This is a genomic window from Streptomyces sp. NBC_01275 (assembly GCF_026340655.1).
GTDB lineage: Bacteria > Actinomycetota > Actinomycetes > Streptomycetales > Streptomycetaceae > Streptomyces.
Genome location: NZ_JAPEOZ010000001.1, coordinates 4,570,947 through 4,594,953, shown reverse-complemented (window position 1 = coordinate 4,594,953; position 24,007 = coordinate 4,570,947). Strand labels below are relative to the sequence as shown.

Genomic DNA, 24,007 nt, shown 5'->3' with positions numbered 1-24,007 from the left:
ACCACCGGGAGTGCCCGTGGCACGCGTCGTAGTCGACGTCATGCTCAAGCCGGAGATCCTCGACCCCCAGGGCCAGGCGGTGCAGCGCGCACTGCCGCGGCTGGGTTTCGAAGGGATCTCCGATGTACGCCAGGGAAAGCGATTCGAACTGGAAGTTGACGGGCCGGTCGACGAGGCCGCCCTCGCCCGCATCCACGATCTTGCGGAATCCTTCCTCGCCAACACCGTGATCGAGGACTTCACCGTCAAGGTGGAGGAAGTCGCGGGGGCCGCGAAGTGACCGCTCGTATTGGCGTCGTCACTTTCCCGGGCAGCCTCGACGACCGCGACACCCAGCGCGCGATCCGCCTCGCGGGCGCCGAACCGGTCGCCCTCTGGCACAAGGACAAGGACCTCCACCAGGTCGACGCGGTCGTCCTGCCGGGCGGTTTCTCCTACGGCGACTATCTGCGGGCCGGCGCCATCTCCCGCTTCTCGCCGGTGATGGAGACCGTCATCGAACAGGCGAAGGCCGGCCTCCCGGTCCTCGGCATCTGCAACGGCTTCCAGATCCTCACCGAGGCCCATCTGCTCCCCGGCGGAATGCTCGGCAACGACCACCTCCACTTCATCTGCCGCGACCAGAAGCTGCGGGTGGAGAACGCGGAGACCGCCTGGACCGCCGACTACACGGCCGGCCAGGAGATCCACATCCCGCTGAAGAACATGGACGGCCGGTACGTCGCCGACGAGTACACCCTCGACCAGCTCGAGGCCGAGGGCCGCGTCGCCTTCCGGTACGTCGTCGGCGGCGAAGCCGCCGACGGATACGGCAACCCCAACGGTTCGCTCCGTGACATCGCCGGCATCACCAACGAGGCCGGGAACGTCGTAGGCCTCATGCCGCACCCGGAGCACGCCGTCGAGCCGCTCGTCGGCTCCGGCCGCACCGACGGCCTCCCGTTCTTCACCTCGATCCTCAAGAAGCTGGTCAACGCATGAGCCGGACGCCTCTGGACACGGTCGAGCACGCGGCCGAGACCCCCGACGTCGAGCTGCCCTGGGCCGAACTCGGTCTGAAGAAGGACGAGTACGAGCGGGTCGTGGAGATCCTCGGCCGCCGCCCGACCGGCGCCGAGCTCGCCATGTACTCGGTCATGTGGTCCGAGCACTGCAGCTACAAGTCCTCCAAGGTCCACCTCCGCCAGTTCGGCGAGAAGGCCCCCCAGTCCGATGCGCTGCTCGTGGGCATCGGCGAGAACGCCGGCGTCGTCGACGTCGGCCAGGGCTACGCGGTCACCTTCAAGGTCGAGTCGCACAACCACCCGTCGTACGTCGAGCCCTACCAGGGCGCCGCGACCGGTGTCGGCGGCATCGTCCGCGACATCATCGCGATGGGCGCCCGGCCGGTGGCCGTGGTCGACCCGCTGCGCTTCGGCGCGGCCGACCACCCCGACACCAAGCGCGTCCTGCCGGGCGTCGTCGCGGGCATCGGCGGCTACGGCAACTGCCTGGGCCTGCCCAACATCGGCGGCGAGGTCGTCTTCGACGCCTGCTACCAGGGCAACCCGCTGGTCAACGCCGGCGCCATCGGCGTCATGCGGCACGAGGACATCCACCTCGCGAAGGCGTCCGGCGCCGGCAACAAGGTCATCCTCTACGGGGCCCGCACGGGCGGCGACGGCATCGGCGGCGCGTCGATCCTGGCGAGTGAGACCTTCGACGACGCCAAGCCCTCGAAGCGCCCCGCCGTCCAGGTCGGCGACCCCTTCCAGGAGAAGCTCCTCATCGAGTGCACCCTGGAGGCCTTCAAGGAGAAGCTGGTCGTCGGCATCCAGGACCTGGGCGCGGCGGGCCTGTCCTGCGCCACGTCCGAGCTGGCGTCCAACGGCTCCGGCGGCATGACCGTCACGCTCGACGACGTGCCCCTCCGCGACTCGACGCTCTCTCCCGAGGAAATCCTCATGAGCGAGTCCCAGGAGCGCATGTGCGCGGTCGTGGAGCCGGCGAAGGTCGACCGCTTCCTGGAGATCTGCGACAAGTGGGACGTGATCGCGACCGTCATCGGCGAGGTGACGGACGGCGACCGCCTGGAGATCTTCTGGCACGGCGGCAAGATCGTCGACGTCGACCCGCGCACGGTCGCGCACGACGGCCCGGTCTACGAGCGCCCCTACGCCCGCCCGTCCTGGCAGGACGCGCTCCAGGCGGACGACGCGGGCAAGCTCCCGCGACCGGGAAGCTCCGACGAGCTCAAGGCCCAGGTCCTGAAGCTGGTCGCGTCTCCCAACCAGGCCTCCAAGAAGTGGATCACGTCCCAGTACGACCACTTCGTGCAGGGCAACACGGTGCTGGCCCAGCCCGAGGACTCGGGCATGATCCGCATCGACGAGGAGACCGGCCTCGGCGTCGCCATCGCGACGGACGGCAACGGCCGTTACGCGAAGCTGGACCCGTACACGGGAGCGCAGTTGGCGCTCTCCGAGGCCTACCGCAACGTGGCGACGACCGGCGCGAAGCCGCTCGCCGTCTCCGACTGCCTGAACTTCGGCTCGCCCGAAGACCCGGCGGTCATGTGGCAGTTCGCGGAGGCCGTCCGCGGACTGGCCGACGCCTGCCAGCAGTTGGGCACCCCGGTGACCGGCGGCAACGTGTCCCTGTACAACCAGACGGGCGAGGCCGCCATCCACCCGACCCCGGTCGTGGCGGTCCTGGGCGTCATCGACGACGTCGCGCGGCGCACCCCGGTCGCCTTCCAGGAGGAGGGCCAGCTGCTCTACCTCCTCGGCGACACCCGTGAGGAGTTCGGCGGCTCGGCCTGGTCCCAGGTCGTCCACGACCACCTCGGCGGCCTGCCCCCGAAGGTCGACCTGGAGCGCGAGCGCCTGCTGGCCGAGATCCTGATCTCCGCCTCCCGCGACGGCATGATCGACTCTGCGCACGACCTGTCCGACGGCGGTCTGATCCAGGCGGTCGTCGAGTCCGCGCTGCTCGGCGGCAAGGGCGCGCGCCTGATCGTCCCCGACGGCCTGGACGCGTTCACCTTCCTCTTCTCCGAGTCGGCGGGCCGCGCGGTCGTCGCCGTACCGCGCTCGGAGGAACTCCGCTTCAACGACATGTGCGGCGCGCGGGGCCTCCCCGTCACCCGCATCGGCGTCGTCGACGGGGGCACGGTCGACGTCCAGGGCGAGTTCGAACTCTCCCTGGAGGAGCTGCGCAAGGCCCACGAGGACACGATCCCGGCGCTGCTCGCGTAAGCGGACACGCGGACACGCGGTTTCGCGGAGTTCGCGGTTCTACGGCGGTGAAGGCCCCGTTCGTTTCGACGAGCGGGGCCTTCACCGTGTGCGCGCCTCAGCGCGGGGCGTAGGGGCGTCGAGACGTCAAGGCGTCGGGGCGGAGGCGCCTGACCACGTGGGTGTGACGGTCCTGTGGGAACTCCGTGGCCGGGAAACGCTGTTGTCAGTGGCTGCTGCTAATTTCGAGAGCACGGGAGCCACGGGGGACGTGGGGGACATGGGGGAGCAGTGAAGGTACCCGAGCGCGCGCAGAAGTTCGTGAACGTGACGTTCTGCCTGGTAGCCGTCGCCGGCATCGGATGGAGCGGCATCGACATCTGGCAGTACGGCTACGGCAGGTACCAGATCGACCAGGCCTGCGCCGGCCTGGTCCCGGCGGGCCGCGTGCTCACCCTCTCCGCCGCGGGCGGCACCGTCTCGCACCGCGTCGCCGACGAGGGCACGATCGACCTCGACGACGGGCTCCCGCAGGACTGCGAGCTCTTCAGCACCGAGGCCGGCGAGAAGTACGGCACGGACAGCGGGGAGCGCTGGTTCTTCACGGGCGCGGTAGGGGCCCTGCCCGCGGACAAGGGCCTGTTCCCCGAGGAACCGTGGGACGACCTCCTCGACCCCAACGGCCCCTACGGCGACCACACCTACCCCGACCAGCCGCTCGGCGGCGGCATTGCCGGCATCGTCACGGACAGCGGCGTCACCGTCGAGCTCCCCTGCACCGACGGCGAGTCCGACGGGGGACCGGGCGAGGTCAACGCCCTCTGGGCGAGGGCCTCGCTGATGGCCACGGGCTCGCCGTTCACCGAGGACGGCCAGCTCACCGCGCACGACCGCGCCGTACTCGCCGAGACCGCCGTGATCACCGCCAACCGCCTCGCCGGCCGTCAGGGCTGCGCCGAGCGTCTGCCCGACCCGCCGGACGACATACCCGCCCTGACCGAGGGCCCGACCCCGGCCGCCGAGGCGGACGCCGACGGCACCTGCGGCTGGTACCGGAAGGCGGGCCTCGCAAGCCGGACGCTGTTCGCGGACCAGGTCCTCGAGAGCCGCACGGACGCCAAGGTGTGGGACGAGCGCTGCGCCCTGGTCCTCAGCGAGGACCGCGCGTACGCCCTCTGGTCCGCCCACGCCGCCGAGCTGAGCAAGCACGGGATCGACAGCCCCGACCGTCCGGGCCAGTACTTCGCCTCGTTCCACACCTACTCCGGCGAGGAGGCGAAGAACATCCGGCTGCCCGACCTCGACTCGGACAACTCCACCAGCCCGCTTCTCGCCGCCCCCGGCGAGGCCGGCCGGGACCGCGACGAGCCGATCTGGTGGGCGTCCTCCGTCTGCGCCGGACAGCCCGAGATCCACACCATGACCCTGTCCTCCGGCTACGCCAGGCTGGCCACGGCCGACTACGAGAAGGTGTTCCGCACGTACGCCGAGGACGCCATGAAGCGCCGCGGCTGCACCGACCTGACGTTCCCCACGCACGCCGACTTCACCGACCAGACCTAGCTAGGACCCGGTTCCAGGAGACCCGTCCCAGGACCCGTCCCAGGGCCCGTTCGAGGACCCGTTCCAGGACCTGTCCTAGGCTCACCGCCATGCCTCCGGCCAAGAAGCGCACGCGCGCGTACGACCCCGTCAAGATCCGGGCCGCGGTACTGGCCCAGTTCGCAAACGTGAGGGAGGCGGTGGGCGGCCTCACCCCCGAGCAGCTCGCGCTGCCCACCCGGCTCGGCGACTGGACCGTACGGGAACTGGTCGCGCACATCGGGACGGCCCTCCTCGCCGTCGGCCGGTTCCTCGAGCAGCCGGAGCCGGCCCGGCAGGACGCCACGCTCCTCGACTGGCCGTTCGCCACCTCAGCGAACTCCGGCGTCGTCGACGGGCGGGCCCACCTCCTCGCCGAGCAGCACGCCGACCTCACCGCCTTCCTCGCCGACACCGGGCGCCGCTTCACCGAGCACCTGGACGCCCACCCCGCCCCCCGCCTCCTCGCCACCCACGCCGGCGCGATGCCCCTGGCCGACTACCTCGTCACCCGTACCGTCGAACTCGTCGTCCACACCGACGACCTCAACGCCGCCGTCCCCGGCCTGGAGATCCCCCACGACCGTCAGGCCCTCGCCGCGGCCACCCGCCTCCTCGCCGACGCCCTCGCCGTCAAGGCCCCCGGCGGCTCCACGGAGGTGCGGATCCCGCCGTACGCCGTCGTGCAGTGCGTCGAGGGCCCCCGGCACACCCGGGGCACCCCGCCCAACGTCGTCGAGACCGACCCGCTGACCTGGATCCGGCTCGCCACCGGCCGGGTGACCTGGAAGGACGCAGTGGAGGCGGCCGAGGTCAGCGCGAGCGGGGAGCGGGCGGACCTCGCCGGGCTGCTGCCGTTGACGACCTGACCCGCTGCCGTTCGAGGGCAGGGACGGCACAAGGGGAACCGGTCGTCCCGGGCGACCGTCCCATCGGCATGGACCCCATCGGCGTGTACAGGGACAGGTACAGGGGCACGTACAGGCAGCGCACGCTCCCGGCCGTCGTCGCCGTCACCGTCGTCGTCCTCGGTCCGCTCGGCGCGGCCTGCGGCGGGGAGCGGGCGGACGGCGAGCAGCCCGGCAGCGCGGCGGTGAGCCCCGCGCAGCCCGTCACCGGCGTCCGGTGGAACGTGGTCGGCGTCACCGTGGACGGCACGGCCCACCGCGCCCCCGACGGCGCGCACGTGGAGATCGAGGACGGCCGCGCGGCGGGCAGCTACGGCTGCAACCACTTCAACGCCAAGGCCGTCGTCGAGGGCGACCGCATCCGGTTCAGCGACGCCCGCTCGACCAGGATGGCCTGCGCGGACGAGCCCATGGAGTTCGAGCGCACGCTCTCCCGCACGCTCGCCGAGGGAACCCTCACCGCCGAGGTCGGGGACGCCACGCTGACGCTCAGCACGACCGACGGCGACCAGGTCCGGCTGACCGCCGAATGAGGGCCCGGCAGGGCGAGTCCCGCCCCCGTCGGCCCGAATGGTGTGCGACACCTCACTCACGCCTACGGAAACGGCTCCCCGCCCGCCCTTCGCCAGGCGGCGCCCGCCTCCCTAGTGGATCACCTGACGCACACCCTGACCTGCGAAAATGAGTCGATCATGGAGAGGCTCGCCGACCGGTGATCCAGTTACCGGCAGGTATCCCCAATTCGGACCAGTGGACGACCTCGCCTACACTCGGTGGCGTGCCACGTGGTGACGGTCGACTCAGTCATGATCTGCTCCCCGGCGAGAAAGGCCCCCAGGACGCTTGCGGCGTCTTCGGAGTCTGGGCTCCCGGTGAAGAGGTCGCCAAGCTCACTTACTTCGGGCTCTACGCCCTCCAGCATCGGGGTCAGGAATCCGCGGGAATCGCGGTCAGCAACGGCTCCCAGATCCTCGTCTTCAAGGACATGGGCCTCGTGTCCCAGGTCTTCGACGAGACCTCGCTCGGTTCGCTCCAGGGTCACATCGCGGTCGGACACGCCCGCTACTCGACCACCGGCGCCTCCGTGTGGGAGAACGCCCAGCCGACGTTCCGTGCCACCGCGCACGGTTCGATCGCGCTCGGCCACAACGGCAACCTCGTCAACACCGCCCAGCTCGCCGAGATGGTCGCCGACCTGCCCAAGCAGGAGGGGCGCACCCCGCGCGTCGCGGCGACCAACGACACCGACCTGCTGACCGCTCTCCTCGCGGCCCAGGTCGACCCCGACGGCAAGCCGCTGACCATCGAGGAGGCGGCCCACCAGATCCTCCCGCAGGTCCAGGGCGCCTTCTCCCTCGTCTTCATGGACGAGCACACCCTCTATGCGGCCCGCGACCCGCAGGGCATCCGTCCGCTGGTCCTCGGCCGTCTGGAGCGCGGCTGGGTCGTCGCCTCCGAGTCCGCCGCCCTCGACATCTGCGGCGCCTCCTACGTCCGCGAGATCGAGCCGGGCGAGTTCGTCGCCATCGACGAGAACGGCCTGCGTACCTCCCGATTCGCGGATGCGAAGCCCAAGGGCTGTGTCTTCGAGTACGTGTACCTGGCCCGCCCCGACACCGACATCGCCGGCCGGAACGTGTACCTCTCCCGGGTGGAGATGGGCCGCAAGCTGGCCAAGGAAGCCCCGGTCGAGGCCGACCTGGTCATAGCGACTCCGGAGTCCGGCACCCCGGCCGCCATCGGCTACGCGGAGGCCTCCGGCATCCCCTTCGGCGCGGGACTGGTCAAGAACGCCTACGTCGGCCGGACCTTCATCCAGCCCTCGCAGACCATCCGCCAGCTCGGCATCCGCCTGAAGCTGAACCCGCTGAAGGAAGTCATCAAGGGCAAGCGGCTGGTCGTCGTCGACGACTCGATCGTGCGCGGCAACACCCAGCGGGCCCTGGTGCGGATGCTCCGCGAGGCCGGGGCCGCCGAGGTCCACATCCGGATCTCGTCCCCGCCCGTGAAGTGGCCCTGCTTCTTCGGCATCGACTTCGCCACGCGCGCGGAGCTCATCGCCAACGGCATGACGATCGACGAGATCGGCACCTCGCTGGGCGCCGACTCCCTGTCGTACATCTCCCTCGACGGCATGATCGAGGCGACCACCATCGCCAAGCCGAACCTCTGCCGCGCCTGCTTCGACGGCGAGTACCCGATGGCGCTCCCGGACCCCGAGCTGCTCGGCAAGCAGCTGCTGGAGACCGAGCTGGCCGCGGGTCCCGCCGCCACGGCTGCGGCCGACGCCATCCGTCGCCCGTAAGCCCCGTATCAATCAACGCGAAAGATCCCAGGCAATGTCTGCTGTATCTGATCAGTCGACTCCGTCGGCGGGCACTGGTGCCGGTGCTTCCTACGCGGCTGCCGGCGTCGACATCGAGGCGGGCGACCGCGCCGTAGAGCTGATGAAGGAGTGGGTGAAGAAGACCCAGCGCCCCGAGGTCCTCGGCGGCCTCGGCGGCTTCGCCGGCCTCTTCGACGCCTCCGCCCTCAAGCGCTTCGAGCGGCCGCTCCTCGCCTCCGCCACCGACGGCGTCGGCACGAAGGTCGACATCGCCCGCCGCCTCGGCGTCTACGACACGATCGGCCACGACCTGGTCGCCATGGTCATGGACGACATCGTGGTGTGCGGCGCCGAGCCGCTCTTCATGACCGACTACATCTGCGTCGGCAAGGTGCACCCCGAGCGTGTCGCGGCCATCGTCAAGGGCATCGCCGAAGGCTGTGTGCTGGCCGGCTGCGCCCTGGTCGGCGGCGAGACCGCCGAGCACCCGGGCCTGCTCGGCGAGGACGACTTCGACGTCGCCGGCGCCGGCACGGGCGTCGTGGAGTACGACCGGCTGCTGGGCGCGGATCGTATCCGGACGGGTGACGCGGTGATCGCCATGGCGGCCTCCGGCCTTCACTCGAACGGGTACTCCCTGGTCCGGCATGTCCTCCTCGACCAGGCCGGCCTGTCCCTGGAGGCGCGCGTCGACGACCTCGGCCGCACCCTCGGCGAGGAGCTCCTGGAGCCCACCAAGATCTACTCGCTGGACTGCCTGGCACTGACCCGGACGACGGACGTGCACGCCTTCAGCCACATCACCGGCGGCGGACTCGCGGCCAACCTGGCCCGGGTCATCCCCGACGGACTGCACGCCGTCGTGGACCGCTCCACCTGGACCCCGGCCCCGATCTTCGACCTCGTCGGCCGGACCGGCTCCGTCGAGCGCCTGGAGCTGGAGAAGACCCTGAACATGGGCGTCGGCATGATCGCGATCGTGCCCGAGGAGTCGGCGGACGTGGCCCTGGCGACGCTGGCCGACCGCGGGGTCGAGGCCTGGGTCGCCGGCGAGATCGCCGAGCGCGGCGAACACACCACGGGCGCCGAACTGGTCGGGGACTACGCGGTGTGAGTGCTCCGTAGACGGAGTGATCGCAGACGGAGTGATCCTCGCTGGAGCAGCACAAGACCCGGTCGGTGACCGAAGTCACCGACCGGGCGGGTGCTCAGTACAAGGTCAAGCGCCGCGACGGTGTTGTGAGGAGTCCTCTTCGTCGTCCTCGTCGTCGGCCCCGTACAGCTCGGCGTACCGTGCGTACGGGTCGTCGTCCTGCTCATCGTCATCGTCATCGTCCTCGAACGGCTCACCGTTCGGTGGAATATTCGATGGCGATGCGCCCAGCTCTTCGGCCAGGCGTGAGAGATCCGTCCCGCCGCTGTTGTACTTCAGCTGGCGGGCGACCTTCGCTTGCTTGGCCTTGGCCCGGCCGCGCCCCATGGCTCGACCCCCTCAACGACGGGGCTCGACGGCCCCAGGTTGACACGCGTTCATGATCCAGAACGGCCTCTCCATGGAGAGCCCGTCGTAGGGCTCCCACGGTACCTGAGCCCACGCCCGTACGGTACGTCGCCCGTAGCACGCGCGTGTGCGCAGCACGTTTGAAGCGCCCCGTCCTTGCTGGTCAGTGGCGATTTTAACCACTTATCTGCGGCCGACCCGCCCGGAGGGGTGAGAGTTCTCTCTAACTTTCCACCGAGCGGTACCGAACAAACCCGCGAGAGACCTCGCGAGAGACCTGCGAGCCGAGGCGCTTTCGAACCTCGGCGGAACGTCACCGACCGCGCCCCCGGACGGCGTCGTGCATCCGCTGCTCGGCGATCCGGTCGGCCGCGGCGGCCGGCGGAATCCCGTCTTCCTTCGCACGTGCGAATATGGCCAGCGTGGTGTCGAAGATCCGCGCCGCCTTCTCCTTGCACCGCTCGAAGTCGAACCCGTGCAGCTCGTCGGCGACCTGGATGACCCCGCCTGCGTTCACCACGTAGTCCGGCGCGTAGAGGATCCCGCGGTCGGCGAGGTCCTTCTCCACGCCCGGGTGGGCGAGCTGGTTGTTGGCCGCGCCGCAGACGACCTTCGCCGTCAGCACCGGCACGGAGGCGTCGCTCAGCGCCCCGCCGAGCGCGCAGGGGGCGTACACGTCGAGCCCTTCGACGCGGATCAGCGCCTCGGTGTCGGCGACGGCCGTCACGCCCTCGGGGTGCCGGTCGAGGACCCGGCGTACGGCGTCCTCGCGCACGTCCGTGACGACCACCTCCGCGCCCTCCTCGCGCAGGTGGTCCACCAGGTGGTGGCCGACCTTGCCGACGCCCGCGACGCCCACCTTGCGGCCGCGCAGCGACGGGTCGCCCCACAGGTGCTGGGCGGAGGCCCGCATGCCCTGGTAGACGCCGAAGGCGGTCAGGACGGAGGAGTCGCCCGCGCCGCCGTTCTCCGGCGAGCGCCCGGTCGTCCAGCGGCACTCGCGCGCCACGACGTCCATGTCGGCGACATACGTGCCGACGTCGCAGGCGGTCACGTACCGCCCGCCGAGCGAGGCGACGAAACGGCCGTAGGCGAGCAGCAGCTGATCGGTCTTGATCGTGTCGGGATCGCCGATGATCACGGCCTTACCGCCGCCGTGGTCCAGACCGGCCATGGCGTTCTTGTACGACATCCCGCGCGCGAGGTTCAGCGCGTCGGCGACGGCCTCCGCCTCGGTCGCGTACGGGTAGAAGCGCGTACCGCCGAGCGCGGGGCCCAGAGCGGTGGAGTGGATGGCGATGACGGCCTTGAGGCCGCTCGCACGGTCCTGGCAGAGCACGACTTGCTCATGACCCCCCTGATCCGAGTGGAAGAGGGTGTGCAGCACATCAGCAGACGCGCCGGATACGTCGGTCACGGTGGTGACTCCTGGGTAACTAGCGGCTGGTCGGGGCAGGGCTCCGTAAGGATGGCGGGGCCGGTGGGATGAGCGTAGAGCCTGGGCGGCCCGCGGATCATGCAGTGTCCGGGATCACCTCCTCCCGGAGTACGGACGTGCGACGATTCGCATGGTTTGCCCACGGCCCCGCACGTGGGTTCCGCAGGTTTCCCGGTCGGGTGGCGGGGGAGGGAGCAGGCGTGCCCAAGGTGTCCTCGGTGATCGTCCCGTACGCGGTCTATCTGCGCGTCTACGAGCCGTTGGCCGCCTTCCCCGAGCCCGAGCGCACCCACTGGGCGCGCTACGCCCGCCGCGCCGACCTCCCCACCTACCAGGACGAGCTGCGCCGCTCCCTGACCGACCTGGCGGCCACCCCGCCGGTGATCGTGCCGGTGCACGAGAGCGGCGACGCGTTCGTGGCCGAGGTCGACGGGGTGCTGTGCGTGTGCCCCTGGCGGACCCGGCTGCGCGGCTGGGAGGCCCTCGCCGAGCTGGACGACGAGCTGCCCCGGCCGGTCCTGGAGGCGGCGCTCCCCGAGGTCGTACGGCTGCAGGCCGGTCAGGACCACGAGCGGTGGCTGGAGGCCAACCCGGACGCCCGGCCGTGGATCCGCACGGCGACCTGGCAGGTGCCGCTGAACTGGTTCGTGCTGGTCTCCGACGGGGAGCGGGAGTACCAGAAGGGGACCGCCGAGGTCGCCTCCGTGCTGCGCTACCGCACGCCGATGGTGCAGGCGCGACGGAGGGTGGCGCGGGGGCTGCGCACGCTCAAGGACGCCATGGACGAGGGGCCGCTGATCGACGGCCTGTTCGACGTGGGGCGCTGGCTGGAGGAGTTCCATCCGCGTTCGCTGGTGGAACTGGACTACGGCGGCCTGGTGCATGTGCTGCCGGCCGGTGAGCTGGAGGACGACCACTCGGCGAAGGACGTGGCCGAGGGCATCGAGGCGCTGCGGATCGGCGACGGCGAGGCGGCGGGCGAGGCGTACGGGCGGCTCGTGGACCGCTGGCGGTCGATCCGGGACCGACGGTCGGCGAACTGACGGGACCCGCGAGACCCGCCGTCTGTGAACTGACGGTGTGACAGAGGCGACAGCGCTTTCATAAGTGACGTACGTCACGGCCGTGGGCGTTCGAACAGCGTACGGTTCACGCACTTCACGGAACTGACGGGACGTAGGTCCCGATCCGGGCTTTTGTCTCAAGGGTGACGGACCGCACGTACACGGCCCTTGCGCCGCTTGCCCCTCCTCGTGCCAAAATAGGACAAGGAGTCCGGGGAGGGCTCCTTCCGTCCACTTGCGTTCCACCGTGGGGGGATTTCTCGGCATTGCGCGCTTTGGGGGGTCTCGTGACTCCTGATCGTCCTGTGACTGATCGTCACAGTGGCGTGACTGTCCGCTATGGCATGGTCCATCGGCTTCCGTCGCCGATGAACACCTGGGGGGCAATTCCATCGGTTTGGCCGACGCGGCTGGACGGATGGTGTAGTTGTAGTGCCGAGGACAAGCCGTTCGTCCTATAACCGACTCGACTCGCGTCCGCCATTTCGGGCAACGCGGGTCAAGGTGCAGAATTTAGAGGAAAGAACCGAGAAGGTTCGGTTCTCCCGAGGAGGCCGCTCATGACCGCTCGCACCCCTGATGCTGAGCCGCTGCTGACCCCGGCTGAGGTCGCCACCATGTTCCGCGTCGACCCCAAGACGGTCACGCGGTGGGCGAAGGCCGGCAAGCTCACGTCGATTCGTACGCTCGGCGGACATCGCCGATACCGCGAGGCCGAGGTCCGCGCACTGCTTGCGGGTATTCCGCAGCAGCGCAGCGAGGCCTGACAACTGAATATGAGGGCAACGCGCCAGGTCCCCCAACCTGTCGAGGCGTCCGAAACCTAGCTACAAGCGACGCGGGTCTGCCCCAACAGGCCCGTCGCCCACAAGGTGCGTCGTCGATCGCGCTGGACTCCGCCGAGTCCGGCGCGATCTTTTTTGTGCGCCGGAGTGTGCTGGAGGGGGGCCGGGCCTCCGTATCGGGTCGCTTCTGAGCGGTATCAGGTGGCTCTGTGAGCGACCTTGTCGGAGTCTGGGGAGGCTCTGGGGGCGTGCGCGGGAGGGGGTGTGGGGGCATCCTCGGACATCCCTCCGGACATCCTCCTGAGTGGTGCAATTGCACATATTAAATTGACCAGTTGTGCGTGCGGGGTAAGAACCACCGTTTCAAAAACTCATGCCGTGACACCCGTCACACGCCAGAGGCCTTGTTGCCGCCGACAGGTGTGCGCTAGGAAAAGCGACTCGCGCCCCAGCGTCCCCCGCAGGAACGGCTGTTGACGCCGACGCGGGTCATGCGGTCGAGGGACTCCCGTCCCCGCCGGCCGCCTCCTCGGGGGCCTGTACGGCCCGTGGAGCGCCGTCCAACGCCAGCCGCAGTAAGCGGTGGCAGATCGGGCAGTGGCGGGTCAGATGCCGGTAGGACGACGCGGCTGCCAGGTGCGCGCGGAGCAACGCCCGCGTCTCGTGCCTAGCCGATGCCGCCATACGCCACCTCCAGCGGGGGCGCGCGGGAAACGGGCCCTGACTTCTGGGTACCGGCGGAACGTGACGCCGTCAAGGGCGCGTCGGGCGACGCGAGGGCGACGTAAGGCCGAGGCAAGAGCAACGCGAAAGAGCCCGGATCCGAAGATCCGGGCTCCTTCCTGCTGCTGACGACTGAGGCCCGCATCCCCTGCTGGGGTGCGGGCCTCAGTCCTTCACTGCGGTCCTGACGGGATTTGAACCCGCGGCCTCCACCTTGACAGGGTGGCGAGCACTCCAAACTGCTCCACAGGACCTTGTTTTGCGGCGCTTGTTGCTGCGTTGCGCTGCGAGAAGGACTGTACAGGAGGGTGAGCCCGGTGGTCGAACTCACCCTCCGTGCGCAGACGATCACGGGGCCTCGGCGTCGATCGCCTTCACGATCCGCTTGTCCGAGACCGGGTACGCCGTGCCCAGCGCATGGGCGAAGTAGCTGACTCGCAGCTCCTCGAGCATCCAGCGGATGTCGAGGACGGACGAGGAGACCGGGCGGCCCGGCGGGAGCTGCTCCAGCAGCCACGCGTACTCGTCCTGCATCTCGTGGACCTTCTCCATGCGGGTGGTGTCCCGCTGGACGCTGGTCGGCATCTGCTGGAGCCGGCGGTCCGCGGCCACCAGGTAGCGCATCAGGTCGGGCAGCCGGCGCAGCCCCGCCCAGGTGACGAAGCCGGGCTTCACCAGGGCGTCCAACTGCTTGCGGACGTCCGCCAGGTTCGCCAGCAGCGTGGGGCTGCGGACGCCCTTCAGCCGGCGCTCACAGGCCTGCCAGGCGGCCAGCACCTGCTGCACCTGCCCGACCGCGCGCACCGTCGTGTCGACGATCTCCGCGCGCACCTTGTCGTACAGCTTGCGATACGACTCCTCGTCCCACGCCGGTCCGCCGAAGTCGCCGATCAGCTTGTCCGCCGCCGCCATCGCGCAGTCGTCGAACAGAGCCTGCACCGAGCCGTGCGGGTTGGCCGACAGGGCGAGCTTCTGGGCGTTGGTGAGCTTCTCGGATGCGAACTTCGCAGGGTTCACCGGGATGTTGCGGAGGATGAGCCGACGCGTGCCCTTCCACATCGCCTCCGCCTGCTCCGCCTCCGTGTCGAAGAGGCGTACGGAGACGGTGTCGCCGTCGTCGACCAGCGCCGGGTACGCCTTCACCGGCTGGCCGGCGCGGCGGGTCTCGAAGACGCGCGTGAGCGTGCCGATCGTCCAGTCGGTGAGGCCCGACCGTTCCAGGGACTCGCCGCCCTGCCGTTCGGCGGTGGCCGCGGCCGCCTGGGAGAGGGCCTGTCTCGCCTTCGGCTTCAGCCGGAGCTTCAGCGCCTCCAGGTCCTTGTCCTCGGCCAGCTTGCGCCGCCGCTCGTCGATGATCCGGAAGGTGATCTTCAGGTGGTCGGGGAGCCTCGACCAGTCGAAGTCCTCCGCCTCGAAGGGCACGCCGACCATCCGCTTCAGCTCACGCGCCATGGCGTCCGGCAACGCCCCCTGGAGGGGCGCCGCCTGGTCCAGGAAGCGCTTCGCGAAGTTCGGGGCCGGCACATAGTGGCGGCGGATCGGCTTCGGCAGGGAGCGGATCAGCTCCGTGACGACCTCCTCCCGCAGGCCCGGGATCTGCCAGTCGAAGCCCTCGTCCACGACCTGGTTGAGGACCTGGAGCGGAACGTGGACGGTCACGCCGTCGGCGTCCGCACCCGGCTCGAACTGGTACGTCACCCGGAACTTCAGCGGGCCCTGCCGCCACGAGTCCGGATAGTCGGCCTTGGTGACCGCCTCCGCCGACTCCCGGATGAGCATCTCCCGCTCGAAGTCGAGGAAGTCCGGCTGCTCGTGCCGCTTGTGCTTCCACCACGAGTCGAAGTGCGCCCCGGACACCACGTGTGCGGGCACCCGCTGGTCGTAGAAGTCGAACAGCGTCTCGTCGTCGACCACGATGTCCCGACGCCGGGCGCGGTGCTCCAGCTCCTCGACCTCGCTCAGCAGCCGGCGGTTGTCGGCGAAGAACTTGTGGTGCGTACGCCAGTCGCCCTCGACCAGGGCGTTGCGGATGAAAAGCTCGCGGGACGCCTCCTGGTCGATCCGGCCGTAGTTGACCTTGCGCTGCGCGATGATCGGAACGCCGTACAGCGTGACCTTCTCGAAGGCCATCACGGCCGCCAGGTCCTTCTCCCAGTGCGGCTCGCTGTACGTCCGCTTCAGGAGATGCTCGGCGAGGGGCTCGACCCACTCCGGCTCGATCTTGGCGTTGACCCGCGCCCAGAGACGGGAGGTCTCGACCAGCTCCGCCGACATGACGAAGCGGGGCGTCTTCTTGAACAGCGCCGAGCCGGGGAAGATCGCGAACTTGGCGCTCCTCGCCCCCAGGTACTCGTTCTTCGCGCCGTCCTTCACGTCCTTCATGCCGATGTGCGAGAGCAGCCCGGCGAGGAGGGAGACATGGACGCTGTCGCCGGAGGCGTCCTGCTCGTTGAGGTGGATCCCCATCTGCTTGGCGACCGTGCGCAGCTGCGAGTAGATGTCCTGCCATTCGCGAATGCGCAGGAAGTTGAGGTACTCCTGCTTGCACATCCGGCGGAACGACGACGAGCCGCGCTCGCTCTGCTGCTCGCGCACATACCGCCACAGGTTGAGATAGGCGAGGAAGTCGCTGGTCTCGTCCTTGAAGCGGGCGTGCTGCTGGTCGGCCTGCGTCTGCTTGTCCGCCGGCCGCTCGCGCGGGTCCTGGATGGACAGCGCGGCGGCTATGACCATGACCTCGCGCGCACAGCCGTTCTTCTCGGCCTCCAGCACCATCCGGGCCAGCCGCGGGTCGACCGGCAGCTGGGCCAGCTTGCGGCCGGTCTGCGTGAGCCGCTTGCGCGGGTCCTTCTCGGACGGGTCCAGCGCGTGCAGCTCCTGGAGGAGCTGCACGCCGTCGCGGATGTTGCGGTGGTCCGGCGGGTCGATGAAGGGGAACTTCTCGATGTCGCCGAGGCCGGCCGCGGTCATCTGCAGGATGACGGAGGCGAGGTTCGTCCGCAGGATCTCGGCGTCCGTGAACTCCGGGCGGGCGACGAAGTCGTCCTCGGAGTAGAGGCGGATGCAGACGCCGTCCGACGTACGGCCGCAGCGGCCCTTGCGCTGGTTGGCGCTGGCCTGGCTGATCGCCTCGATGGGCAGCCGCTGCACCTTCGTGCGATGGCTGTAGCGGGAGATGCGGGCGAAGCCGGGGTCGATGACGTACTTGATGCCCGGCACGGTGAGGGAGGTCTCGGCGACGTTGGTCGCCAGAACGATCCTGCGGCCCGTGTGCTGCTGGAAGACCCGATGCTGCTCGGCGTGCGAGAGCCGGGCGTAGAGCGGCAGCACCTCGGTGAACCGGTAGCTCTTCTTCTCCAGCGCGTCCGCCGTGTCGCGGATCTCCCGCTCGCCGGAGAGGAAGACCAGGATGTCGCCCTGGCCCTCGGCCTGGAGTTCCTCGACCGCGTCGCAGATCGCGGTGATCTGGTCGCGGTCCGCGTCCTCGGCGTCCTCCTCGAGGAGCGGCCGGTAGCGCACCTCCACCGGATACGTCCGCCCGCTGACCTCGACGATCGGGGCGTCGCCGAAGTGCCGGGAGAACCGCTCCGGGTCGATGGTCGCCGAGGTGATGACGACCTTGAGGTCGGGCCGCTTGGGGAGCAGCTGCGCCAGATACCCCAGCAGGAAGTCGATGTTGAGGGACCGCTCGTGGGCCTCGTCGATGATGATCGTGTCGTACGCGCGCAGCTCGCGGTCCGTCTGGATCTCGGCGAGCAGGATGCCGTCCGTCATCAGCTTGACGAAGGTGGCGTCCGGGTTCACCTGGTCGGTGAAGCGGACCTTCCAGCCGACGGCCTCGCCGAGGGGGGTGCGCAGCTCCTCGGCGACGCGCTCGGCGACCGTACGGGCGGCGATACGACGGGGCTGGGTGTGGCCGATCATGCCGCGGACGCCGCGTCCCAGCTCCATGCAGATCTTGGGGATCTGCGTGGTCTTGCCGGAGCCGGTCTCACCGGCGACGATCACGACCTGGTGATCGCGGATGGCGGCCGCGATGTCGTCCTTCTTCTGGCTGACCGGGAGCTGCTCGGGGTACGAGACGGCGGGGACGCGGCCGCGCCGTAGCGCCATCCGCTCCTCGGCCGACGCGACCTCCGCCTCGATCTCGGCGAGGACGGCGGCGCGGGCCTCCGGCTTGCGGATCTTGCGCGCGCCTTCGAGCCTGCGCCCGAGCCGGTGCGCGTCGCGCAGGGACAGCTCGGCCAGACGGGGGGCGAGGACGCCGAGGGCGGGGGCAGGGTGCGTAGACATACGCGGTCCAGGATCTCATCCCGGGGAAATTCGTGGCGAACGGATTTGTCGCGCCCTCAGACTCCCCCCGAAGGGGCGCCTCCGGACGGGTCGACGGGGTTGCGGTCGCGAGCGTTGTCGCGGGCCATGGCCTTCGCCGTGTTGGACACCGCCTTGATGCCCAGATAGGCGGTGGTGATGCTGCTCACCGTGGTGAAGGCAGCGGTCAGGACGCCCACGATCACCGACTTGTCGCCGTCCAGCCGCCACACGCCGAACATCGCGACGGCGGCTATCGCCAGATTGCTCACGACCACCGCGAGCAGCCCGTATCGCGCCCGGTCCTTCTCCAGCCCGACGTCCTCGTTCATCGCCACCCCCGTTGCACGACATAAGCAACAAGGCCCCGATCCGGTGGATCGGGGCCTTGATCTGTGGCTGGGGCCGGGGTCGAACCGGCGACCTATCGCTTTTCAGGCGATCGCTCGTACCAACTGAGCTACCCAGCCACGAGGTTTCACGTGAAACGGAAACCTCAGCGGTCCTGACGGGATTTGAACCCGCGGCCTCCACCTTGACAGGGTGGCGAGCACTCCAAACTGCTCCACAGGACCAAGCTGTTGCGTACGACAGTGTCGCACACGGTGTTGCGTGCCCCCAACGGGATTCGAACCCGTGCTACCGCCTTGAAAGGGCGGCGTCCTAGGCCGCTAGACGATGAGGGCTATCGGCCCGCCTGGGCGCTTCTCAGCGCGTCGGGGACGTGAGAAGCATATGGGATGGCGGGAGGGATCGCCAAAACGGTTTATCGGGCGGGAGTGGGGGAGGGCTTGGGGGAGGGAATGGCCGACGGCGTGGGCAGTGGCGTGGGGGATGGGCTGGGGGATGGCGTGGGGGTTGGGCTGGGCGACGGCGCGGCCCCGGGCTGGTTCTCCTTCGGCAGGTGGCGGCTCACCTCGGCCGTGGTCAGCCCCAAGCCGCCCAGCTTGATCTCGTCCCAGGCCTGCAGCCGGCGGGTGTCGCGGTCGAAGTAGAGGATCGACGCCTCGATCGGGTCGGGGTACTTGCCCTCGACCGCCCGCAGCCCGCTGCCGCCGGTCGAGCCCTCCACCCGCAGCCGGGTGCCCTTCTTCATGACCTCCGTCTCCTCGTGGTGGAGGTGTCCGGCCAGCACCAGCGGCACCTCGCCGTCCGTGCGCCGTGCGGCGGACGGCTCGTGTACGACGGCCACGTCGACCGGGGTCCCGGCGGAACTCTGGTCGCGCAGCGCGCCGGCCAGCAGGTCGCCCGCCGCCTCCTGGGTCGCGCCGGCGCCCGGCACGGTGGACCGGTCGGGGGTGAACTGGGGATCGCCGATGCCCGCGAACCGCAGTCCCGCGACCGTCTGCGCCCGCCCCTCGTCCAGGACGTGCACGTTCTTCATGCGCTCCAGGTACCGCTGGGTGACCGCCGAGTCGTGGTTGCCCCGCACCCAGACGTACGGCGCGCCCAGGTCGGCGATCGGGTCCAGGAAGCCGTTCTCGGCGGCCGTGCCGTGGTCCATGGTGTCGCCGGAGTCGACGATCACGTTGACCTTGTACTGCTCCACGAGCGAGGCGATGATCTTCCAGCTCGCCGGGTTGAGGTGGATGTCCGACACGTGCAGCACCCGCACGGTGGTCGGGTCCGGCTGGTAGGCGGGGAGCGTGGAGGTGACGTCATACAGCTTCGTCACGTTCGTCACCAGGCGGGCCAGTTCCTGCTGGTATACGTCGAACTCGGTGACGATGCTGCGGGCGTTGCCGACGAGGGACGGGGCGGAGGACAGCAGGCCCGAGAAGCGGGGCTCCAGCACGGATTTGGGGTTCCAGGTGGCGTACGCGGTCGCGCCCGAGGCGGCGAGCAGGGCGAGGGCGAGGCCGCCGGCGGCGAGGGCGCGGCGGGGTCTGCGGTAGACGGCGAGGCCGAGGGCGGTGGCCCCGGAGACGACGGCCACACAGGAGCGGACGGCCAGGTCGAGGGTGCCGTGCTCGACGTCGTGGGCGACCTCGTCCTGGAGGCCGGAGAGGCGTTCGGGGTGGTCGACGAGGGCCTGGGAGCGGACCGGGTCGAGCTGGTCGACGTTGACGTCGAGGCGGACGGGGGCGATGTGGCTGTCCAGGGTGAGCGCGCCCAGCGGGGAAATGTTGATCTTCGTGCCGCCGGTGAGGGAGGGGCGCAGGGTCATCGTCGTGTTCATGGGGCCGACGGGGGCGCGCACGTTCCCGACGACCAGCAGGCCCAGCCAGGCGCCGAGCAGGACGACGGCGGTCAGTCCCAGGGCGCGGGTCCAGGGGTTGGCGTGGACGGCGAGCTCGGGGACGGGGACGGGGTTCCTGCGGCGGGCGCGGGCCATTGGTGCCGTATGCCCCGGTGTGGGGGTGGGTATGCGGCGGCGAGGGCGACGGTTCGGACCCCCGTACGACGCCGTCGTGCCGGACAATGGCTGTGTGCTGGAGATGACGCGCGAGGAGTTCGAGGAGCTGGTCTCCGAGGCGCTGGACCGGATTCCGCCGGAGTTGACGCGGCTGATGGACAACGTCGCGGTGTTCGTCGAGGACGAGCCCCCGGCGGACGATCCGGAGCTGCTCGGGCTGTACGAGGGCACTCCGCTGACGGACCGCGGCGAGTGGTACGCCGGGGTGCTCCCGGACCGCATCACGATCTACCGGGGGCCGACGCTGCGGATGTGCGGGACGCGCGAGGAGGTCGTCGCGGAGACCGAGGTGACCGTGGTCCACGAGATCGCCCACCACTTCGGCATCGACGACGCGCGCCTGCACGCGCTGGGCTACGGCTGACCCGTACGGCAGACCCTCACGGCGGGGCGCGTGTCCTCTTGCGGGCGGCGGGAGTTGGGGAGGTCGACTCCCTGTGCCTGCCCCGGAGGTGGCCCCGTGCGCCCCATGTACGTACCCGTTCGCCTGGCCGCCACCGTCCTGGCCGTCGCCGCGGCCGCCGGATGCATGAGCGTGGGCGACGAGGAGGGCGGCCACGCCAAGCCGTCGCACTCGGCCGGGCCGCGGGGCGGTGCGGCGCGCGACGGGGGGTCCGCGGGCGCGGTCGGCCGCTTCGGGAGGGGCGCGGTGGGCGGCGGCGGGCGGCACGGGCACGGCGAGGACGAGGCGAAGCCGGGCGAGTCGGCCTCCGCGTCGGCCGCGCCGTCGACGGGCGTGAGCGCGCAGGCCTCGGCGGGCACGCCCCAGCCGGGCCGCAGCGACAAGCCGGGGGTCCCCACGCCGTCCGGGCCGCAGCAGCCGACGCCCACCCGTCCGGCCGACCCCGAGCCGCCCGCTTCGACCCCCGAGCCCCCGGCGTCCCCGTCGCCGGAGCCGACGGTCGCCGAGCCGTCGTCCTCGGCGCACGAAGAGGGCAGTGGCGGGGGTGCGGCGCCGCAGCTGATCCAGCGCGAACCGGCCCCGGAGGCGGGCGCACCTGTCTAGCGTCCGGCCGGCTGGATGGCTGCTGACCTGCCTCTGATCTGCCTCTGATCTGGCTCTGAGCTGCGACGATGGGGCTCGGTTTGCCTTCAGTGGGGCAGGGTGCGTATGGTAGTAGATCGTTTGATCCCAATTGCCCGGCGCCACTGCAGAGCGCGCCGTGTGGCGCGTACTCTCCCTTGCCGTGGCTGACCGCATAGAGGCGGTCGTAATGCGAACACGGAGTTGACGGGCGCGTGCCGACGAGACTCCGGAAGGTTTCGCATTCGCATGTCCATTTCCAGTACTGATCACTCCGTCGTGCCCGAGAACAACGACGAGGCGATCGAGGTCACCGAGGTCGTCGAGGCCGCTGAGGCCGTCGTCGAGACCGCGGAGACCGCGGAGGCTCCCGAGGCCCCCAAGACCCCCGAGATCACCTTCGCCTCCCTCGGGCTTCCCGAGGGCGTGGTGCGCAAGCTCGCGCAGAACGGCGTGACCAGTCCCTTCCCGATCCAGGCCGCGACCATCCCGGACGCCCTCGCCGGCAAGGACATCCTCGGCCGTGGCCGCACCGGCTCCGGCAAGACCCTCTCCTTCGGTCTGCCGACCCTGGCCTCGCTGGCCGGCGGCCGCACCGAGCGCAAGCGCCCGCGCGCCGTCATCCTGACGCCGACCCGCGAGCTCGCGATGCAGGTCGCGGACGCGCTGCAGCCGTACGGCGACGTCCTCGGCCTGAAGATGAAGGTCGTCTGCGGCGGTACGTCGATGAGCAACCAGATCTACGCCCTGGAGCGCGGCGTCGACGTCCTCGTCGCCACCCCGGGCCGACTGCGCGACATCATCAACCGCGGCGCCTGCTCCCTGGAGGACGTGCAGATCGCGGTCCTCGACGAGGCCGACCAGATGTCCGACCTGGGCTTCCTGCCCGAGGTCACCGAGCTGTTCGACCAGATCCCGGCCGGCGGCCAGCGGATGCTGTTCTCGGCCACCATGGAGAACGAGATCTCCACGCTGGTCAAGCGCTACCTGACCGACCCGGTCACGCACGAGGTCGACAGCGCCCAGGGCAACGTCACGACGATGTCCCACCACATCCTCATCGTGAAGCCCAAGGACAAGGCGCCGGTCACCGCCGCGATCGCCTCCCGCAAGGGCCGCACGATCATCTTCGTCCGCACCCAGCTGGGCGCCGACCGCATCGCGGAGCAGCTGCGCGACGCCGGGGTGAAGGCCGACGCGCTGCACGGCGGCATGACCCAGGGCGCGCGGACGCGGACGCTGGCCGACTTCAAGGACGGTTACGTCAACGCCCTCGTCGCCACCGACGTCGCCGCCCGCGGCATCCACGTCGACGGCATCGACCTGGTCCTGAACGTGGACCCGGCCGGCGACCACAAGGACTACCTGCACCGCGCCGGCCGTACGGCCCGTGCCGGTCGCACCGGAACCGTGGTCTCGCTCTCCCTGCCGCACCAGCGCCGCCAGATCTTCCGGCTGATGGAGGACGCGGGCGTCGACGCCGGGCGTCACATCATCCAGGGCGGCGCGGCCTTCGAGCCCGAGGTCGCCGAGATCACCGGCGCCCGTTCGATGACCGAGGTCCAGGCCGAGTCCGCGGGCAACGCGGCCCAGCAGGCCGAGCGTGAGGTCTCCCAGCTCAGCAAGGAGCTGGAGCGGGCGCAGCGCCGTGCGACGGAGCTGCGCGAGGAGGCCGACCGTCTGGTCGCCCGCGTCGCCCGTGAGCGCGGCGAGGACCCGGAGACGGCGGTGGCCGAGGCCGCCGCCACGACCGAGGCCGAGACCGTCGTGTCCCTGCCGGAGCAGTCGGCCGCCCCGCAGGCGACCGAGGCGGCGGCACCGGTGCGCGAGGAGCGTCCGTCCTCCTACGAGCCGCGTCAGCGTCGTGACGAGCGCGGCAACTACGAGCGCCGCGAGCGTCGTGACGACCGCGGTGGCTTCAACCGTGACAACGACCGTGGCGGCCGTTCCTTCGAGCGTCGGGACAACGACCGCGGTGGTCGCTCCTTCGAGCGTCGTGACGACCGTCCCTCGGGCGGCGGCTTCAACCGCGACCGTCGGGACGACCGTCCGTCGGGCGGCTTCAACCGTGACAACGACCGTGGCGGTCGCTCCTTCGAGCGTCGCGACGACCGTTCGTCGGGCGGCGGTTTCAACCGCGACCGTCGTGACGACCGCGGTGGCTTCAACCGTGACAACAACGACCGTGGCGGTCGCTCCTTCGAGCGTCGTGACGACCGTTCGTCGGGTGGCTTCAACCGTGACAACGACCGTGGCGGCCGTTCCTTCGAGCGTCGCGACGACCGTTCGTCGGGCGGCGGCTTCAACCGCGACCGTCGGGACGACCGTCCGTCGGGCGGCTTCAACCGGGACAACGACCGTGGCGGCTTCCGCCGCGACGACCGCCCGTCCGGTCACCGTGGCAGCGACCGTCCGTTCAACCGTGACCGTCAGGGCAGCAGCGACCGCCCGGGCTTCCGCGCCGGCGGCCACGACCGCCCGTACGGCCGTCGTGACGACCACCGCGGCGGTACCGGTACCGGCACCGGCTCCTTCGGCCGCCGTGACGACAAGCCGCGCTGGAAGCGCAACGGCTGACGTCAGCAGGTAGCGAGCTGAGTGGCCCCCACCGAACAGGTGGGGGCCATTTCGCTTTCCCGGTTCTATGAACTGACTGTACGATCAGCGGACTTGTGAGACGGATGTGACGGCCGGGGGGCCGGGAGCACCGAAGGA

The 24,007-nt window shown here is 70.2% G+C and carries 19 protein-coding genes and 4 tRNA genes; 13 read left to right on the top strand and 10 right to left on the bottom strand.

What is annotated here, in order from left to right:
* Nucleotides 1-16 precede the first annotated feature (16 nt).
* The 8 genes from purS (at nucleotide 17) to purM (ending at nucleotide 9,144) form a co-directional block, all read left to right on the top strand.
* Nucleotides 17-280, top strand: a complete 264-nt coding sequence (purS, locus tag OG562_RS20115) for a phosphoribosylformylglycinamidine synthase subunit PurS (RefSeq protein WP_266399704.1) — start codon at nucleotides 17-19, stop codon at nucleotides 278-280.
* Nucleotides 277-981: a phosphoribosylformylglycinamidine synthase subunit PurQ gene (gene purQ, locus OG562_RS20110; protein WP_266399702.1), complete on the top strand. Its 705-nt coding sequence runs from the start codon at nucleotides 277-279 to the stop codon at nucleotides 979-981. Before purS ends, purQ begins: the two co-directional genes overlap by 4 nt.
* Nucleotides 978-3,236, top strand: a complete 2,259-nt coding sequence (purL, locus tag OG562_RS20105; RefSeq protein WP_266399700.1) for a phosphoribosylformylglycinamidine synthase subunit PurL — start codon at nucleotides 978-980, stop codon at nucleotides 3,234-3,236. Before purQ ends, purL begins: the two co-directional genes overlap by 4 nt.
* Before the next feature lie 270 nt (nucleotides 3,237-3,506).
* Entirely contained in the window at nucleotides 3,507-4,778 is a 1,272-nt protein-coding gene (locus OG562_RS20100) for a hypothetical protein (protein ID WP_266399699.1), read from the top strand.
* Nucleotides 4,779-4,867: 89 nt separating this feature from the next.
* Complete coding sequence (locus tag OG562_RS20095; protein ID WP_266399697.1) at nucleotides 4,868-5,665, top strand: maleylpyruvate isomerase family mycothiol-dependent enzyme; 798 nt, start codon at nucleotides 4,868-4,870, stop codon at nucleotides 5,663-5,665.
* A gap of 83 nt (nucleotides 5,666-5,748) precedes the next feature.
* Nucleotides 5,749-6,237, top strand: coding sequence for an META domain-containing protein (locus tag OG562_RS20090; protein WP_266399696.1), 489 nt, complete (start codon nucleotides 5,749-5,751; stop codon nucleotides 6,235-6,237).
* Nucleotides 6,238-6,482: 245 nt separating this feature from the next.
* A complete protein-coding gene (gene purF, locus OG562_RS20085) occupies nucleotides 6,483-8,009 on the top strand; it encodes an amidophosphoribosyltransferase (protein WP_266399694.1) in 1,527 nt (508 codons plus the stop codon).
* A gap of 34 nt (nucleotides 8,010-8,043) precedes the next feature.
* Entirely contained in the window at nucleotides 8,044-9,144 is a 1,101-nt protein-coding gene (gene purM, locus OG562_RS20080) for a phosphoribosylformylglycinamidine cyclo-ligase (protein WP_266399692.1), read from the top strand.
* A 105-nt stretch (nucleotides 9,145-9,249) separates the two neighbouring features.
* On the opposite strand, the gene OG562_RS20075 is transcribed toward purM, so the two are convergent.
* Entirely contained in the window at nucleotides 9,250-9,510 is a 261-nt protein-coding gene (locus OG562_RS20075; protein WP_266399690.1) for a DUF3073 domain-containing protein, read from the bottom strand.
* 334 nt (nucleotides 9,511-9,844) lie between these two features.
* The gene (locus OG562_RS20070) at nucleotides 9,845-10,948 is read right to left on the bottom strand and encodes a Glu/Leu/Phe/Val dehydrogenase dimerization domain-containing protein (RefSeq protein WP_266399689.1); all 1,104 of its coding nucleotides are present in this window, start codon (nucleotides 10,946-10,948) and stop codon (nucleotides 9,845-9,847) included.
* A gap of 221 nt (nucleotides 10,949-11,169) precedes the next feature.
* Here OG562_RS20070 and OG562_RS20065 point away from each other — a divergent pair, with 221 nt between their 5' ends.
* Together OG562_RS20065 and bldC are read left to right on the top strand one after the other, a co-directional pair.
* Complete coding sequence (locus OG562_RS20065; RefSeq protein ID WP_266399687.1) at nucleotides 11,170-12,012, top strand: hypothetical protein; 843 nt, start codon at nucleotides 11,170-11,172, stop codon at nucleotides 12,010-12,012.
* 581 nt (nucleotides 12,013-12,593) lie between these two features.
* Nucleotides 12,594-12,800, top strand: coding sequence for a developmental transcriptional regulator BldC (gene bldC / locus OG562_RS20060; protein ID WP_003949541.1), 207 nt, complete (start codon nucleotides 12,594-12,596; stop codon nucleotides 12,798-12,800).
* 507 nt (nucleotides 12,801-13,307) lie between these two features.
* On the opposite strand, the gene OG562_RS20055 is transcribed toward bldC, so the two are convergent.
* The 8 genes from OG562_RS20055 to OG562_RS20020 form a co-directional block, all read right to left on the bottom strand.
* A complete protein-coding gene (locus OG562_RS20055) occupies nucleotides 13,308-13,502 on the bottom strand; it encodes a DUF6274 family protein (RefSeq protein ID WP_266399685.1) in 195 nt (64 codons plus the stop codon).
* 218 nt (nucleotides 13,503-13,720) lie between these two features.
* A tRNA-Asp gene (locus tag OG562_RS20050) sits at nucleotides 13,721-13,795 on the bottom strand.
* Between the two features lie 94 nt (nucleotides 13,796-13,889).
* Nucleotides 13,890-17,834, bottom strand: coding sequence for an ATP-dependent RNA helicase HrpA (hrpA, locus tag OG562_RS20045; protein ID WP_266399683.1), 3,945 nt, complete (start codon nucleotides 17,832-17,834; stop codon nucleotides 13,890-13,892).
* A 56-nt stretch (nucleotides 17,835-17,890) separates the two neighbouring features.
* Nucleotides 17,891-18,184, bottom strand: a complete 294-nt coding sequence (locus OG562_RS20040; protein WP_266399680.1) for a hypothetical protein — start codon at nucleotides 18,182-18,184, stop codon at nucleotides 17,891-17,893.
* Nucleotides 18,185-18,248: 64 nt separating this feature from the next.
* Nucleotides 18,249-18,322 (bottom strand) — tRNA-Phe (locus tag OG562_RS20035).
* A 30-nt stretch (nucleotides 18,323-18,352) separates the two neighbouring features.
* Nucleotides 18,353-18,427, bottom strand: a tRNA-Asp gene (locus OG562_RS20030).
* 38 nt (nucleotides 18,428-18,465) lie between these two features.
* A tRNA-Glu gene (locus OG562_RS20025) sits at nucleotides 18,466-18,538 on the bottom strand.
* 80 nt (nucleotides 18,539-18,618) lie between these two features.
* Nucleotides 18,619-20,187, bottom strand: a complete 1,569-nt coding sequence (locus OG562_RS20020; protein WP_266399677.1) for a metallophosphoesterase — start codon at nucleotides 20,185-20,187, stop codon at nucleotides 18,619-18,621.
* Nucleotides 20,188-20,281: 94 nt separating this feature from the next.
* Between OG562_RS20020 and OG562_RS20015 the strand changes: the two genes are divergently transcribed.
* The 3 genes from OG562_RS20015 to OG562_RS20005 all read left to right on the top strand — a co-directional run bounded on the left by OG562_RS20015 (nucleotide 20,282) and on the right by OG562_RS20005 (nucleotide 23,869).
* Complete coding sequence (locus OG562_RS20015; protein WP_266399675.1) at nucleotides 20,282-20,632, top strand: metallopeptidase family protein; 351 nt, start codon at nucleotides 20,282-20,284, stop codon at nucleotides 20,630-20,632.
* Nucleotides 20,633-20,728: 96 nt separating this feature from the next.
* Nucleotides 20,729-21,274: a hypothetical protein gene (locus OG562_RS20010; RefSeq protein WP_266399672.1), complete on the top strand. Its 546-nt coding sequence runs from the start codon at nucleotides 20,729-20,731 to the stop codon at nucleotides 21,272-21,274.
* A gap of 267 nt (nucleotides 21,275-21,541) precedes the next feature.
* Nucleotides 21,542-23,869 (top strand): DEAD/DEAH box helicase, encoded by a 2,328-nt coding sequence (locus tag OG562_RS20005; RefSeq protein ID WP_266399669.1) that lies wholly within the window; start codon nucleotides 21,542-21,544, stop codon nucleotides 23,867-23,869.
* The last annotated feature ends 138 nt before the right edge of the window (nucleotides 23,870-24,007 follow it).